At 71.2% G+C, this 15,008-nt stretch carries 13 protein-coding genes; 5 read left to right on the forward strand and 8 right to left on the reverse strand.

Features of this window, described 5'->3' with window-relative positions:
• Nucleotides 1-166: 166 nt before the first annotated feature.
• The 4 genes from BFF77_RS05400 (at nt 167) to BFF77_RS05415 (ending at nt 4,849) form a co-directional block, all read left to right on the forward strand.
• On the forward strand, nt 167-364 hold the full coding sequence (locus tag BFF77_RS05400) for a hypothetical protein (RefSeq protein WP_066944331.1): 198 nt from the start codon (nt 167-169) through the stop codon (nt 362-364).
• A 271-nt stretch (nt 365-635) separates the two neighbouring features.
• Nucleotides 636-932: a Sec-independent protein translocase subunit TatA gene (tatA, locus tag BFF77_RS05405; RefSeq protein WP_066944333.1), complete on the forward strand. Its 297-nt coding sequence runs from the start codon at nt 636-638 to the stop codon at nt 930-932.
• Nucleotides 933-975: 43 nt separating this feature from the next.
• The gene (gene tatC / locus BFF77_RS05410; RefSeq protein WP_066944336.1) at nt 976-1,917 is read left to right on the forward strand and encodes a twin-arginine translocase subunit TatC; all 942 of its coding nucleotides are present in this window, start codon (nt 976-978) and stop codon (nt 1,915-1,917) included.
• Between the two features lie 103 nt (nt 1,918-2,020).
• Nucleotides 2,021-4,849 (forward strand): DEAD/DEAH box helicase, encoded by a 2,829-nt coding sequence (locus BFF77_RS05415; RefSeq protein WP_066944337.1) that lies wholly within the window; start codon nt 2,021-2,023, stop codon nt 4,847-4,849.
• A 205-nt stretch (nt 4,850-5,054) separates the two neighbouring features.
• Here BFF77_RS05415 and BFF77_RS05420 read toward each other — a convergent pair whose 3' ends face one another.
• The gene (locus BFF77_RS05420) at nt 5,055-5,705 is read right to left on the reverse strand and encodes a fasciclin domain-containing protein (RefSeq protein WP_066944338.1); all 651 of its coding nucleotides are present in this window, start codon (nt 5,703-5,705) and stop codon (nt 5,055-5,057) included.
• Between the two features lie 169 nt (nt 5,706-5,874).
• Nucleotides 5,875-7,494: a molybdopterin-dependent oxidoreductase gene (locus BFF77_RS05425; protein ID WP_079124859.1), complete on the reverse strand. Its 1,620-nt coding sequence runs from the start codon at nt 7,492-7,494 to the stop codon at nt 5,875-5,877.
• Nucleotides 7,495-7,675: 181 nt separating this feature from the next.
• On the opposite strand from BFF77_RS05425, the gene BFF77_RS05430 reads away from it, so the two are divergent.
• Nucleotides 7,676-8,953 carry an NAD(P)/FAD-dependent oxidoreductase gene (locus tag BFF77_RS05430; protein ID WP_066944339.1) on the forward strand — a complete coding sequence of 426 codons (1,278 nt, stop codon included), beginning with the start codon at nt 7,676-7,678 and terminating at the stop codon, nt 8,951-8,953.
• Nucleotides 8,954-9,088: 135 nt separating this feature from the next.
• Here BFF77_RS05430 and BFF77_RS05435 read toward each other — a convergent pair whose 3' ends face one another.
• The 6 genes from BFF77_RS05435 to BFF77_RS05460 form a co-directional block, all read right to left on the reverse strand.
• Entirely contained in the window at nt 9,089-10,462 is a 1,374-nt protein-coding gene (locus BFF77_RS05435; protein WP_066944341.1) for a cryptochrome/photolyase family protein, read from the reverse strand.
• Between the two features lie 10 nt (nt 10,463-10,472).
• On the reverse strand, nt 10,473-11,228 hold the full coding sequence (locus tag BFF77_RS05440) for an anti-sigma factor (RefSeq protein WP_066944343.1): 756 nt from the start codon (nt 11,226-11,228) through the stop codon (nt 10,473-10,475).
• The gene (locus tag BFF77_RS05445) at nt 11,225-11,809 is read right to left on the reverse strand and encodes a sigma-70 family RNA polymerase sigma factor (RefSeq protein WP_066944345.1); all 585 of its coding nucleotides are present in this window, start codon (nt 11,807-11,809) and stop codon (nt 11,225-11,227) included. Before BFF77_RS05445 ends, BFF77_RS05440 begins: the two co-directional genes overlap by 4 nt.
• A gap of 75 nt (nt 11,810-11,884) precedes the next feature.
• Nucleotides 11,885-12,787, reverse strand: coding sequence for a nickel/cobalt transporter (locus BFF77_RS05450; protein WP_066944347.1), 903 nt, complete (start codon nt 12,785-12,787; stop codon nt 11,885-11,887).
• Entirely contained in the window at nt 12,784-13,614 is an 831-nt protein-coding gene (locus BFF77_RS05455; protein ID WP_066944349.1) for a hypothetical protein, read from the reverse strand. The genes BFF77_RS05450 and BFF77_RS05455 overlap by 4 nt, the downstream gene beginning before the upstream one ends.
• Before the next feature lie 130 nt (nt 13,615-13,744).
• Nucleotides 13,745-15,008: metallophosphoesterase family protein (locus BFF77_RS05460; RefSeq protein WP_211280161.1), on the reverse strand; the 1,264-nt coding region annotated here is incomplete at its 5' end.

Raw genomic sequence — 15,008 nt, forward strand, 5'->3', positions numbered from 1 at the left:
CGTGGAACTGCTCACCGGCGGCGGGGTGCGGACGCTGCGTCTGCACGCCACCTCATAGGCCGCGCCCCGCCTCCTCGCAGGGCCCGTCCCCCGCCTCGTCGGCCGTGTCCCCTCCTGTTGTCCTGTCGTCCTGTCGTCTCCTCAAGAACGGATCCAGGTCTCGCCCATGTTCTGGCCCATGCTCGCCATCGCCCTGGGTTTCTGCGGGATCGCCGTGCTCGGTGTTCTGGCGGTCCGGGTCTTCGTCGAGGCCCAGCGGCTCGCCCGGCAGGTCGCCGCGACCACCGACCGGATCAACCGGGCCGCCGAGGACCTGGAGCGCGCCGCCACCCGGCTGGCCTCGACGGGAGACGCGCTGCGGTAGCCGGTGGTGCCACCGCCCTCCGGCACGGTCTCCGCTGACGGTACGCTGAGGGCCGCGACCTCTTCGGCAGGGCCGGGACGGTTCCGGCCGGTGCGAGGCGGGTCGCGATCAGGAGTAACGGGGGTGAGCGGCGCAGTGGGGAGTATGCACAGGCATTGCCCCGCGTTTACCCCTGCGGGTTACGATCGCAGCGAGTACTACTAAGGCCGGACACCGGTTCGGTTGTACGGGCAGCCACCGCCCAGCCGCCTCAGCGAGAAGGAAGTCGTACATGATCGGCAATCTGAAGCCCCTCGAGATCGTTCTGATCATCGTTGTCATCCTGTTGCTGTTCGGTGCCAAGAAGCTTCCCGACATGGCGCGTTCGCTCGGCAAGTCGGCCCGCATCCTCAAGAGCGAGGCCAAGGCCATGAAGAAGGACGACGACACGGCGGCCCCGGCGGCCGACCAGCCCGCCGACGCCACGGCCCAGCAGCAGGCCGCCGCTCCGAGGACGATCCAGGCTTCGCCCGGGGATGTCACCAGCTCCCGCCCGGTCACCGAGCCGAACCGCACCACCCAGAGCTGACGCATCCCGCTGACGGCTGCCGCTACGAGACGAGGGACGCGGGTTGCTCAAGTCTGCCCGGAAGCAGGAGAAAGACGTCGAGGGGCGCATGCCCCTCGCCGAGCACCTGCGTGAACTGCGAAACCGCCTGCTCAAGTCGGTCCTGGCGATCCTGGTCATCACGATCATCGCCGCGTTCTACAACAAGGACCTGATGGAGTTCATGATGAGGCCCATCCTGAACTCGGTGGGCTGCGTCGGCGGCACGCTGACGCAGAAGAATGGTCAGCCGTGCGCGGACATGACCGTCAACGGTCTGATCTCGCCCTTCTCGATCGCGCTGAAGGTCTCCCTCGTATCCGGTGTGGTGCTGTCCTCGCCGGTCTGGCTGTACCAGCTCTGGGGCTTCCTGGCACCGGGTCTGCACAGCCACGAGAAGAAGTACGCGCTGTCGTTCGTGGGCATCGGCGTCCCGCTCTTCCTCAGCGGCGCCGTCCTCGCCTACAAGATCCTCCCGCAGACCGCCACGATCCTGCTCGACTTCACCCCGGAGAACGCGCGGAACCTGCTGCCGCTCGACGAGTACCTCGATCTCGTGGTCCGCATGGTGATCGTGTTCGGGCTGGCCTTCGAGCTGCCACTGCTGCTGGTCCTGCTGAACTTCACCGGGGTGCTGACGGCGAAGCGGCTCGCCTCCTGGTGGCGGCTGATGGTGCTGGGGATCACCCTCTTCGCCGCGGTCGCGACTCCGACCGGTGACCCGCTCACCATGCTGACGCTGGCCGCACCCATCGTGTTCCTGTACTTCCTGGCGCTGGGGGTCTGCTTCCTCAACGACCGGCGGCGCAGGCGCGGGAACCCGGACGCGGACCTGGACGACGACGAGGCCTCCGATCTCGATCTGACCCCCGAGTCCGTCGGCGCGGTCGAAGCGGTCTCCCCGCCCGACCAGTCCGACGGCGGCGGCCGTACGAACCGGCTGAACGGTTACGACGACATCACATGACCTTCCTTCCGTGCGGCGGCCCACCGGCCGCCGCACGGCTGGTTTCCAAGGACGATTAAAGATCGGCTGACTGTCCGAGGCGGCGGGTAGGCTCGACAGCAAGATGACAGAGGACCTCTCCCCAGCCGAGCGGTACGCCGCTTCGCGGACTCGCGCCGCCGAGCAGGCCACGGCGCTCGCACCGTTCCGCGAGATGTACGACTTCGCGCTCGACCCCTTCCAGATCGAGGCCTGCCAGGCACTGGAGGGCGGGAAGGGCGTGCTGGTCGCGGCGCCCACGGGCTCGGGCAAGACGATCGTCGGCGAGTTCGCCGTGCACCTGGCCCTGGCCAAGGGCCGCAAGTGCTTCTACACCACGCCCATCAAGGCGCTCTCCAACCAGAAGTACGCCGATCTGGCCAAGCGCTACGGCGCGGACAAGGTCGGCCTGCTCACCGGGGACAACAGCGTCAATTCCGAGGCTCCGGTGGTCGTCATGACCACCGAGGTGCTGCGCAACATGCTCTACGCCGGCTCCCAGTCGCTCCTCGGCCTCGGCTATGTGGTGATGGACGAGGTCCACTATCTCTCCGACCGGTTCCGGGGCGCTGTCTGGGAAGAGGTGATCATCCATCTGCCCGAGTCGGTCACGCTCGTCTCGCTCTCGGCGACGGTCTCCAACGCCGAGGAGTTCGGTGACTGGCTGGACACCGTCCGTGGTGACACCGAGGTGATCGTCGCGGAGCACCGGCCCGTGCCGCTCTGGCAGCATGTGCTGGCCGGCCGCCGGATGTACGACCTCTTCGAGGAGGAGTCCGACCACGGCGGCCGTGGTGTGGCCAAGCGGGAGGTCAATCCGGATCTCGTCCGGATGGCCCGGATGGAGAATCAGCGCACGTACAACCCGCGCGAGCGCAGACGCGGCAAGATGATCCGCGAGGCCGACCGCGAGCGTGAGCGCAGACAGCGCGGCCGGATCTGGACACCCGCCAGGCCCGAGGTCATCGAGCGCCTCGACGCCGAGGGCCTGCTCCCCGCGATCACCTTCATCTTCAGCCGGGCCGGCTGCGAGGCCGCCGTACAGCAGTGCATGTACGCGGGCCTGCGGCTCAACAACGACGCGGCGCGGCAGCGGGTCCGCGAGATCGTCGAGGAGCGCACGGCCTCGATCCCCGGCGAGGATCTCCATGTCCTCGGGTACTACGAGTGGCTGGAGGGCCTGGAGCGAGGGATCGCCGCGCACCACGCCGGGATGCTGCCGACCTTCAAGGAGGTCGTGGAGGAGCTGTTCGTCCGCGGTCTGGTCAAGGCGGTCTTCGCCACCGAGACCCTGGCGCTCGGTATCAACATGCCGGCCAGGTCCGTGGTGCTGGAGAAGCTCGTCAAGTGGAACGGCGAGCAGCACGCCGACATCACTCCCGGCGAGTACACCCAGCTCACCGGGCGGGCCGGGCGGCGCGGCATCGACGTCGAGGGCCACGCGGTGGTGCTCTGGCAGCGCGGGATGGATCCGGGCGCGCTCGCCGGGCTGGCCGGAACCCGGACGTATCCTCTGCGTTCCAGCTTCCGGCCCTCGTACAACATGGCTGTCAATCTCGTGCACCAGTTCGGCCGGCACCGCTCGCGTGAACTGCTGGAGACCTCCTTCGCCCAGTTCCAGGCCGACAAGTCGGTCGTCGGGATCTCCCGCCAGGTCCGGAAGAACGAGGAGGGGCTCGACGGCTACCGCTCGGGGATGACCTGCCACCTCGGGGACTTCGAGGAGTACGCGCGGCTGCGCCGCGATCTCAAGGACCGTGAGACGGATCTGGCCAAGCAGGGCGCGGCGCAGCGCAGGGCCGCCGCGGCCTCCTCGCTGGAGAAGCTCAAACCCGGCGATGTCATCCATGTGCCGACCGGGAAATTCGCCGGTCTCGCGCTGGTGCTCGATCCCGGGCTGCCGGCCGGACGCGCCAACGGTCACCGCGGCTTCGAGCATCAGGACGGGCCACGGCCGCTGGTGCTGACCGTCGAACGGCAGGTCAAACGGCTGGCCTCGATGGACTTCCCGATTCCGGTGGAGCCGCTGGAGCGGATGCGGATCCCCAAGTCCTTCAACGCGCGCTCGCCGCAGTCGCGCCGCGATCTGGCGTCCGCGCTGCGCTCGAAGGCCGGGCACATCGTGCCCGAGCGGCATCGCAAGCAGCGCGCCGCGGCGGCCGACGACCGGGAGATCGCCCGGCTGCGCACGGAGCTGCGTGCCCATCCCTGCCATGGCTGCGACGAGCGGGAGGACCACGCGCGCTGGGCCGAGCGCTATCACCGGCTCCAGCGGGACACGCGCCAGCTGGAGCGCCGGATCGAAGGGCGGACGAACACCATCGCCCGTACGTTCGACCGGATTGTCGCGCTCCTCACCGAGCTGGACTATCTCCGTGGCGACGAGGTCACCGAGCACGGCCAGCGGCTGGCCCGGCTCTACGGCGAGCTGGATCTTCTCGCCAGTGAGTGTCTGCGCGACCGTGTCTGGGAGGGGCTCACCCCCGCCGAGCTGGCCGCCTGTGTCTCCGCGCTGGTCTACGAGGCCCGGCAGTCCGACGACGCGGTGGCGCCGAAGCTGCCGTCCGGCAAGGCGAAGGCCGCGCTCGGCGAGATGATCCATATCTGGGGCAGGCTCGACGCCCTGGAGGAGGAACTGAAGATCAACCAGGCGGAGGGCGTCGGCCAGCGCGAGCCCGACCTCGGCTTCGCCTGGGCGGTCTACATGTGGGCCTCGGGCAAGGGACTCGACGAGGTGCTGCGCGAGGCGGAGATGCCGGCCGGTGACTTCGTCCGCTGGTGCAAACAGGTCATCGATGTGCTCGGCCAGATCGCGGCGGCGGCGCCGCGCGAGAACAGCACGGTGGCGAAGAACGCGCGCAAGGCGGTCGACGCGGTGCTGCGTGGAGTGGTGGCGTACAGCTCGGTGGGCTGAGACGGCGGCGAGGCGCGGGGCCGCCCTTTCGGTGCCCTGCGCCTCGGCCGAGCCGGGACGGACGAGCGGCCCGGCCGGTCTCGCCGGGCTGCTCACACCGCCCGTGGGCGCGCGGTGGCGGGCGCGCGTCCGACCGGCCGGTCGCTCCGTCCCCGGCTTCCGGCGACGGGCGCGCGGCCGGTCCGTACGACGACCACCGCACCGGTTACATCGCGGGCATCAGCACGCTGTCGACGATGTAGACGGTGGCGTTCGCGGTCGGCACATTGCCGCAGACCACCCGGGCGGAGTCGTTGACCGTGTACGAGTCGCCCGAGCCCTTGGTGGTGAGGGTGGACTTCTCCAGGGTCGGGTAGGTGCCGTCGGCGAGCTGCGCGGGCGTCAGCTTCTCGCCCACCACGTGATACGTGAGGATCTTGGTCAGCGTGGTCCTGTCGGCCAGGACCTTGTCCAGGTCCGCCTTCGGGATCTTGGCGAAGGCGTCATTGGTCGGCGCGAAGACGGTGATGTTCTGCGCGTTGTTCAGTGTGTCGACCAGACCGGCCTTCTTCACCGCGGTGACCAGGGTGGACAGGGCGGGGTTGTTGGACGCGGCCGTCGCGACCGGGTCCTTCGACATGCCGTCGAAGCTGCCCGCGCCGGTCTCGGGCACCGACGCGCAGGCCGTGCCGAAGGTCTGGTCGCCGGGACCGGCCGCGTCGTCCGGCACGCTGCGCGCCTTCTGCGGCGCGGCCGAGGAGGCCGAGTCCTTGGTGTCGTCGCCCTCGTTGCCGGAGGAACAGGCGCTCAGCGCCAGGGGCAGTACGACGGCACCGGCGACGGCGAGGGCGGCACGCTGAAAACGAGTGGTGATCACAGGGGAACTCCTTGAACGAGAGCGCACGGTGTCTCCGTGCGCGGGGGAATCGAATGGCCGACGGGAGGCCGGCCGGAGGGGGACGGGCGGGAGCCGGACGGAGCGCGTCCCTCAAGGCGCGCGTGGTCCATCGGGGTGCGCGGTCCCCGGAGGCGCACGGCGGGCGCGGTCAGGTCACGGCGACCACCACCGAGTGCCATCCGGTCGCGCCGTCGGGCACGGTCCCGGCGCGCCGGTCCGTCTGTGTGTCGCCGTCCTGGTCGGTGGCCCGGACTTCGAGCGTGTGGCTGCCGCTGGTGGCGGGCCACTCCCACACCCATTGGCGCCAGGTGTCCTTGCTGTCCTCCGACGCCAGCCGGGCCGTGTGCCACTCCCCGCCGTCGACCCGTACCTCCACCCGGGCGATGCCCCGGTGCTGGGCCCAGGCGACCCCGGCGACCGGGACCGTCCCTGACCTGGGGCTCGCGAACGGCCGGGGCGTGTCGATGCGCGACTGGGTCTTGATGGTGGCCGTGGGCGACCAGGACCGCTTCACCCAGTAGGCGTCGTAGTCGGCGAACGTGGTCAGCTCCAGGTCCTGGAGCCATTTGCAGGCCGAGACATAGCCGTACAGCCCCGGTACCAGCATCCGGACCGGGAAGCCGTGGTCGAAGGGGAGCGGCTCGCCGTTCATCCCCACCGCGAGCAGCGCGTCCCGGCCGTCCATGACCGTCTCGACCGGTGAGCCGATCGTCATACCGTCCACCGAACGGGCCACGAGCTGGTCGGCGGGCCCGCCCTCGGACGGCGGCCGGACCCCGGCCTCGCGCAGCAGATCGGCCAGCCGTACCCCGATCCAGCGGGCATTGCCCACATAGCGTCCGCCGACCTCGTTGGAGACGCAGGTCAGGGTGATGTCCCGCTCGATCAGCTCCCGCCGCAGCAGATCGTCGAAACCGACCGTCAGCGGCCGGGTGACGCCCTTGCCATGGATCCGCAGACGCCAGCGGGTGGCATCGATCCGGGGCACCACCAGCGCGGTGTCCACCCGGTAGAAGTCCTTGACCGGGGTGGTGAAAGGACTCAGTCCGGGGATCCGCGGTCCCGCGCCGGCCGGCACCGGGCGCGCCGGTGAGGCGGGCGCGGGCAGCACGGTCCCTTTCCTTGAGGCGACGGCGCCGGCCGCTCCCGAGACACTGAGCCGGCGTCCCAGGACGCCCGCTCCGGCCGACGCCGCCACCGCGCCCGACGCGGCTACGACAAAGCCGCGCCGGTCGAAGTGCCCGTCCGCCCCGCCCTCCGCGCGGGACGGACGGAGTGTGAGCCTGCCGGCCAGCAGATACAGCACTCCACAGGCCGTCAGGGCGCCCACGGCGGACGGCAGGGCGTCGAGCGGGCCGCCGCCGGGCCGCTCCACCGCCGCCACCGCTCCGACGGCGCCGAAGAGCAGAACCGCGGCGCAACCCGTCCGCCGGTATCCCGGCGAGACCGATCCGACGGCCATGGCGAGGACCGCCAGGACCGCCAGGATGCCGAGCTGGAGCACCAGCTTGTCGTGGGTCCCGAAGTTCCGTACGGCGAAGTCCTTCAGCCAGGGCGGAGTGCGGTCGATGAACGCCCCGCCCACCGCCGTCAGCGGACCCGCCTCCGGCCTTACGGCCGCCGCCGCCAGTTCCGCCGCAGCCAGCGCCGAGAGCCCGCTGATCAGCCCGCTCAGCGCGCCCAGGGCGGCGCGCGGCCGGTGTACGGCCGGGCGGGCGGTGTCACCCTCCGGCACGAGGACTTTCTGATCGCTGCTCACACCGGCCATTCGGCCCAGGAAGCATGGCGGATTGGTCGTACACCCGAAGGAATGACGATTCGTGGCGATGGAGGAAAGACCGCACCAATCACCAATCCCGGACGCGCGCGGCCTCGAATGTCCCCCGAGCGCCTTGTCCCGGGACCGGAGCGGGACGGGCAGGACACGCGGTACGAGCGGGAGGAGCGGGATGAGTGACACACGGCGGCGCACGGCCGTGGTGGGAAGCGGAGTGGCGGGGCTGACCGCCGCGTACGTACTGGCGCGCAGGCACGAGGTCGCGCTGTACGAGGCCGCCGACCGGCTCGGCGGCCATGCCCACACCCATGACATACCGTCGGCCGACGGCCGGATCCACCGGGTCGACTCCGGTTTCATCGTGCACAACGAGCGGACCTATCCGTATCTGCTGCGCCTCTTCGTGGAACTCGGCGTCACCACACAGGAGTCGGAGATGAGCCTCTCCGTCCGCTGCGACGGCTGCGGCCTCGAATACGCGGGAGCGCGCGGACCGTCCGGTCTCCTCGCACGGGGGCGCAACGCGCTGCGCCCCCGGTATCTGCGGATGCTGGCCGAGATCCCCGCCTTCCACCGCCGCGCCCGCAGGCTGCTGGCGACTCCGCCGACCGGGCCCGAACAGGACGCGACACTGGGGGAGTTCATCGCCGAGTGCGGCTTCTCGCCCTACTTCACGGCACACTTCGTGACACCGCTCGTCTCGGCCGTCTGGTCCTGCGACGCGCGGACGGCGTTGCGCTGCCCCGCCCGGCCCGTCCTGCGGTTCCTGGCCCACCACGGACTGCTGACGACCGGCGGATCCCCGGTCTGGCGGACCGTCAGCGGTGGTTCACGCGCCTATGTCGAGCGGGTCGGCAAACGCCTCGGCGCCGTCCACACCTCCACCCCGGTGCGCGCGGTACGCCGCCACCCGGCCGGTGTCGAACTCGTCACCGACGACGACGCCGTCGAGTGGTACGACTCCGTGGTCATCGCGGTGCACCCCGACCAGGCGCTGCGGCTGCTCGCCGACGCCACCGAGGAGGAGCGGCGTATCCTCGGCGCGTTCCGGTACTCCCGCAACCCCACCCAACTGCACACCGACACAGCTGTGTTGCCGCGCAGCGCGCCCGCCCGCGCGTCCTGGAACCTGCTGATGCCCTCCTGCGACGCGGGCGCCGACGCCGTACGGATCAGTTACGACATGAACCGGCTGCAGCGGCTCGACGCCCCCGAGACCTATGTGGTCACCCTGAACGGCGCCGACCGTGTCGACCCGCGCCGGGTCCTCGCCGACATGGTGTACGAGCACCCGGTCCACACCCCGGAATCCGTCGCCGCGCAACGGCTGCTGTACTCGCTGAACAGCCCGGTCACCGTCTACGCGGGGGCCTACCACGGCTGGGGATTCCACGAGGACGGCTGCCGCTCCGGTGTCTCGGCCGCCGCGGCCCTGGGGGTGACCTGGTGAGCCGGACCGCGGCGCGGGCCCGCGCGCCCGGGGCGCGGACACGGTGAGGAGCGCGGTACGGGGCCCCGCCCGCCGGGGCCCGTACCTTCCCGCCGGGCCCCGCCCGTACCGTCGCCGGGCCCGGGGCGGGTGTCCTCAGCCGGGTCCCGAGCCGGGATTCCGGGCCCGTACGAAACGGTCCCGGCCCTCCGACAGATCCACCACCGGGTCCGGATAGTCCAGCCGCGCACGGTCGGCGCCGGTCACCTTCCAGGGCTCGTGGATCGACGGTCCCGAGAGCCCGGCGAGCTCCGGGACCCAGCGCCGTACATACGCGCCGCGCGGATCGAACCGTCTGGCCTGGGCGAGCGGATTGAGTACCCGGTTGGGCCGGGTGTCCGTGCCGGTGCCCGCCACCCACTGCCAGTTCAGCTGGTTGTCGGCGATGTCGCCGTCCACCAGCAGCTCCAGGAAGTGCCGGGCGCCCACGCGCCAGTCCACGTACAGCGTCTTGGTGAGAAAGCTCGCCGCCAGGAGCCGGCCCCGGTTGTGCATCCAGCCCTCGTGCAGAAGCTGGCGCATGGCCGCGTCCACCACCGGACAGCCGGTGCGTCCCTCCCGCCAGGCCGTGATCTCGTCGTCGTCCGCACGCCAGCGGTCGTTGTGCGTGCGGTAGTCCGACCAGGACGACTCGGGCCGGGCCGCGAGCACCTGATGGTGGAAGTCCCGCCAGGCGAGCTGCCGTACGAAGGCCTCCGCCCCCGCCCCGGACAGCTCCTCGGCCCGCCGGACCAGCTCCACCGGGGAGAGACAGCCGAAGTGGAGATACGGCGAGAGCCGGGAGGTGGCATCGCCCGCCAGGTCGTCGTGCCGGTTCGCGTACGCGCCGATCCCGTCGGCGAGCCAGGACGCCATCAGCTCGCGCGCCCTGTGCTCGCCGCCCCGGGCGAGTCCCGGTGAGATCCCTTCGACCGCGTCGCGCTCCGGCAGCGGGTCCCCGCCGATCGACGGCACCCTCACCGAGCGGGGAGCGGCCGTCGTCGCGCGCCGCCCCGTCTCCTCCCAGCGGCGGAAGTAGGGGGTGAAGACCGCGAAATGGTCCTTGCCCGACGGGGTGATCCGGCCCGGCGGCACGGCGGTGACCACCGCGTCGTACGCGACGAGCGCGCATCCCGCCCGCTTCAGCTCCGTACGCAGCCGGTCCTCCCGGCGTACGGCGTAGCGGCTCACCCCGGCCGCGACATGGACCTCGCGCGCGCCGCTCTCGCGCACCACCCGGCAGACCTCGTCCACGACCTCACCCGAACGAATGACCAGGCGGCCACCGCGCTTACGCAGCGAGGCGTCCAGCGAGGCCAGACAGTCGGCCAGGAAGGCCCGGCGGTTGGGGGCGTCGAACCCCGCCGCCGCGATCCCCGCGTCCCGGACGAAGAGGGGCACCACCTCGTCGGCGCCGTCCACGGCGGCGCGCAGCACCGGCTGGTCGTGGACCCGCAGATCCGAGGTGAAGAGCACCACCGCGACGCTCATGTCCGTCTCCTCACGCGGCCGGGAAGTTCATCAGCGCCACGGGCTCGGAGGTGGGCCGTGGCGAGCCGCCGGAGGGTTCCACCGTGATGCCCATGCCGGAGGCCGAGCCCACGCGCCCGGCCAGCAGCACGGTGTCCGAACCGGCCGAGGGGTCCATGAGGCCGGCGGGACGCATCGTCCCGCCGTCGTCGTACCAGAGCTGGTAGACCTTGCCGGCGGGCGGTTTCGGCATGCCGGACGCGATGAACGCCGCCCTGTTCCGGCCGCGGGAGACGACCACCGTGCCGCTCGCGCCGCCGGTCAGTTTCCCGGTGACGACCTCGGCGTCCGGCGCGGCGAGCACCGTCGCCAGCTCCTCGGCGCGCTGATGTGTCTCCTGCGCGCGCCGGCGCGCGTCCTGTGCCTCCTGGTGCTGCCACACGGCGATACCGCCGAACGTCACGGCCGCGGCCAGACAGGCGGCCAGCGAGAACCGGGACAGCGCGCGCCCGCGCCCCGCGCCGCCGCCGGAACGGGGGAGCGGGGCGACCCTCGGGGGTTCCTGCCGCTCGGTGGCGATACGCCGGAGCACCCGCTGTTTGAGGGCGGGCGGCGGCCTCACGGCCACGGCCTGTGCCAGCCGGGCGGCGGTGGCGGCCAGTTCCCTCACCTCCTGGGCACAGGCCGGGCACACCGCGAGATGGCGTTCGAACTCGGCGCGCTCCCCGGGCTCCAGGGCGTGCAGCGCGTACGCGCCGGTCAGCGTGTGCAGATCGGCCGTGGTCATGCCTCCACCCCCAGGCAGTCGCGCAGCCGGATGAGCCCGTCGCGCAGCCGTGTCTTGACCGTGCCCAGGGGGACCGCGAGCAGTTCGGCCACCTCCCGGTAGGCCAGGCCCTGGTAGTACGCGAGGGTCACGGACTGGTGCTGGAGCTCGGTCAGGGTCCGCAGACAGCGGCGTACCTGCTCGCGTTCGAGGCCGGCCTCCACCTCCTCGGTCACCTCGTCGAAGGCCGGGGTACGTTCCAGCAGCGCGGCCCGGTGCTCCCGGTCGCTCGACGCCTGGGCCGAGCGCACCCGGTCCACCGCCCGCCGGTGGGCGAGGGTGAGCACCCAGGTCATGACGCTGCCGCGGGCGCGCTCGTAGCGGGCGGCGGAGCGCCAGACCTCCAGCAGCACTTCCTGGGCCACCTCCTCCGACTGGGCCGGATCGCGCAGTACGGAGCGGACCAGGCCCAGTACGGGACCGCAGACCCGGTCGTACACGCGGGCGAAGGCGTCCTGGTCGCCCTTGGCCACGCGGCCCAGGAGTTCGGGCAGGTCGGGTCCCACCGGAGCGGGTCCGCCGATGTACACGGCTTCTTTCACGCGGCTTTCCTCCACAACGTCCTGGACTACCTCAGCACGTATTCGGAGCCGCTGTCGTGCCGGACTGGTGCCGGGTCACGCGGAGAGGGTGGAGACCGCGGCCAGGAGATAGAGACAGCCGCCCGTCGCGACGGTCACTCCGGCCACGACCGGCGTCCAGGCCGCCAGCCTCGCGGCGGCCTTTCCGCCGCGCAGTCGCTGCTCCAGAAAGGCGAAACCGCGGATCGTCATGACACCGACGCCTGTCAGAGTGAGCGCCATACCGATCCCGAAGACGACGACCAGTGCCACGGCGCCGAGGGCGCGGCCGGTCAGCAGGCCGCTGACCAGCACCAGGAAGGCGGACGGCGAGGGCAGCAGACCGCCGGAGAGCGCGAGCGCCGCCAGTCCGCGTCGGGACCAGGGATCGGTCGGCTCCTCGGTCCTGCCGTCGGTCGGCTTTTCGCTCCTGCGGTCGGTCGGTCCTTCGGCCAACTCCTCGGCGCGGTCGCCGTGACGGTGGTGCCCCTGGGGCGCCGCCCCGGGCGCGGGCGTGTGAGTGTACCCATGCGGGTGACTGTGCGTATGTGTGTGCGCATGCGTGTGCCCGTGACGGTGACCGTGGCCGCCGCGTCCCCGCAGATGCCGCTGGACCAGCCCGGCCCCCACGGCGATCACGACGACTCCGGCCAGCGCCTGCATCCACGCGGTCGCCGTCTCCGTACCGAACGACGCCATGCCGCTGACGCCCACCCAGATCAGCGCGAGCACCAGTACCGAGAAGGTGTGCATGCCCGCGACGATCACACCGAGGCGCACCGCGTCCCGGTGGCGGCCTCGGGTGCCCGCCAGATACGCGGCCGTGATGGCCTTGCCGTGGCCGGGCGCCACCGCGTGCGCCGCGCCGACGCCCAGGGCGACGACGAGGGCGATCCAGAAGACCGCGCGGCCGTCGAAGAGCGCCACCAGACGGCTGTCCAGGCCGCCGAGGTTCGTCATGACGCGCTCCCCGAACCGGCCGCCGTACGGTGGCCCTTCCGCTGCCTCCGCCGGTTCCGCCGGAGGAGGAGCACACCGACGACGGCCAGCAGCGCGGCGGCGGTGCCGCCGGCCACGCCGGCCACGGAGCCCCGCACACCCCCGCCGGTCGCGGAGAAGCGCAGACGGTGGGTGCGGTCGACGGCGGTGAACAGTGACTGCCGGGGTGTGGCGGCGCTCTCCGCCGTGAGCATGGTGCGGTAGGACTCGTTGAGATCGGTGAGCGCGCTGACCGTGACGTCCACCTCCGTCGGCGGGGCCGGGCAGTCGAAGGTCAGCCGGGCGCCCTGGCTGAGCAGCCGCTCCAGCGCGGACACCTCGCCCCGGCACGGCCTGCCGGCCTGGGCGACTTTGATGTGCCGCAGCAGATAGGTGTGGACGGCGGGCGAGCGCGCGAGTTTCTGCTCGCCGGTCAGCTCCTGCGAGACGGTGCCGCTCGCCGGATCCTCGAAGGCGCCGAGGGACTGACCGAGCGCCACCCAGTCGTCCTCGTTGGCCCGCCAGGCGATCGACACACGGGAGCCTTCCGCGCTGATGACGGCGGTGGACGGCGGTCCGAAGGGATGAGCGACCGCGGCGGGGGCCGGTGCGGCCAGGGTGGCGAGGCACGCGAGTACGGCGGCGGCCGGCAGGGCGCGTACCGAGGGACGCGGCAGCGGACGAGCCGGCAGCCGCAGCCGCACGCGTACCGAGATCCGCAGCGGCAGGCGCGCCGAGGGGCGTGGTGTGACGCGTATCGGCAGCCGTGGCAGCGCCCGGAGGCGGGCAAGGGGCTGGAAGATGGTCAAGGCTTGGTCTCCTGTACGGTCCCGGACGGCCGGGAGTCCCGGACGGCCGGGGCGGGACACGCCCCGGCCGGGCCGGAGCGAGGGACGGCGCACGCGGGCGCGGCCGAGATGCCCTCGCCCCGGCGTGGGATCACTTCGTCACGTAGATGACCGGACTGGTGATCTTCAGGTTCTTGCTCTCCACGTACACGACGTAGCTGTCCTTGGTCGAAGTGACGCGGCGCAGCGGGAACGACTCGTTCAGCTTGCCCAGCTCGTCGGCCTTCACCTCGCCGACCAGCTCCTCCTTGACCGGCTTGCCCTCGCTCACCCGGCGCATGTAGACGGACGCCGTCTCGTACGGGTCGTAGCCGTAGGCCGAGATGCTCAGGGAGCCGTCCCTGGACACGGTGGTCCTGTCGACCACGACCTGCTCGCCCACGGTGTTCTCCGGGGTGCGCATGTCGGTGACGGTCTTCTCGCCCTTGTCGTTCTTCAGGATCGTGAACCCGTCGAAGTGCTCGCCGTTGGCGTAGCGGGCCTCGAACCTGAGCTGGTCGTTCTGGACGTCGATGAGCTGGTAGAGCTGGGTGTTCTCGCTGTTGGCGACCGGCTCGGCGCCGTTGCCCGTCCAGTTGGCGCCGTCGTTGAGCGCGTACATCTTGCCGCCCGAGACGGAGACGACATAGGTGACACCGTTGTGCGTGGTGATGCTCTTGCGGTTCGCGGTCTTGTTGCCGCGGCCGTAGCTGTGGTCGTGGCCCTGGAGCACCAGGTCGACGCCGTACTTCTCGAAGAGCGGGCCCCACTGGTCGCGCACGGCGGGGTTGTTGCGGGTGCCGGTCGTGGAGTAGACGGGGTGGTGGAAGGTGACCGTCGTCCACTTGTTGGGGTTGTCCTTGAGCAGTCCCTCCAGCCAGGCGGTCTGCGAGGCCATCAGCCGAGGGTCGCTCTGCACGTTGGAGTCCAGGGCGATGAAGCGCACACCCTGGTAGTCCACGCTGTACGTGGTCTGCTTCAGCGCGGCGTCACCGGGGCCGTTGTCCGGGTACGGGAACTGCGGACGCCAGAAGCTCGACAGCCCGTTGCTGTACTCGTGGTTGCCCGGCACCGAGATGTTGTTGATCTGGGAGTCGATGAAGCCGCCGGCCTTGTACCACTGGCCCCACTGCTCCTCGCTGTTGGCCGAGTCGATGAGGTCACCGGCGTTGACGATCACCTTGGCCTCGGGCCGGTCCGCGAACGCCTGGCGGAAGACCCGGGGGACGGCCGAGTCGATGTAGTTCTGCGCGTCGCCGTAGTAGATGAAGGAGAAGGGCTTCGGGGTCGCGGCGGCCGTGGTGAAGTCGGTCCACGCGCTCCAGTTGGTGCCGTCGCCCACCCGGTAGGTGTAGCGGGTGGGCGACGGCACCAAC

Origin of the sequence: Streptomyces lushanensis (assembly GCF_001700515.1) — a bacterium.
Taxonomy (GTDB): domain Bacteria; phylum Actinomycetota; class Actinomycetes; order Streptomycetales; family Streptomycetaceae; genus Streptomyces; species Streptomyces lushanensis.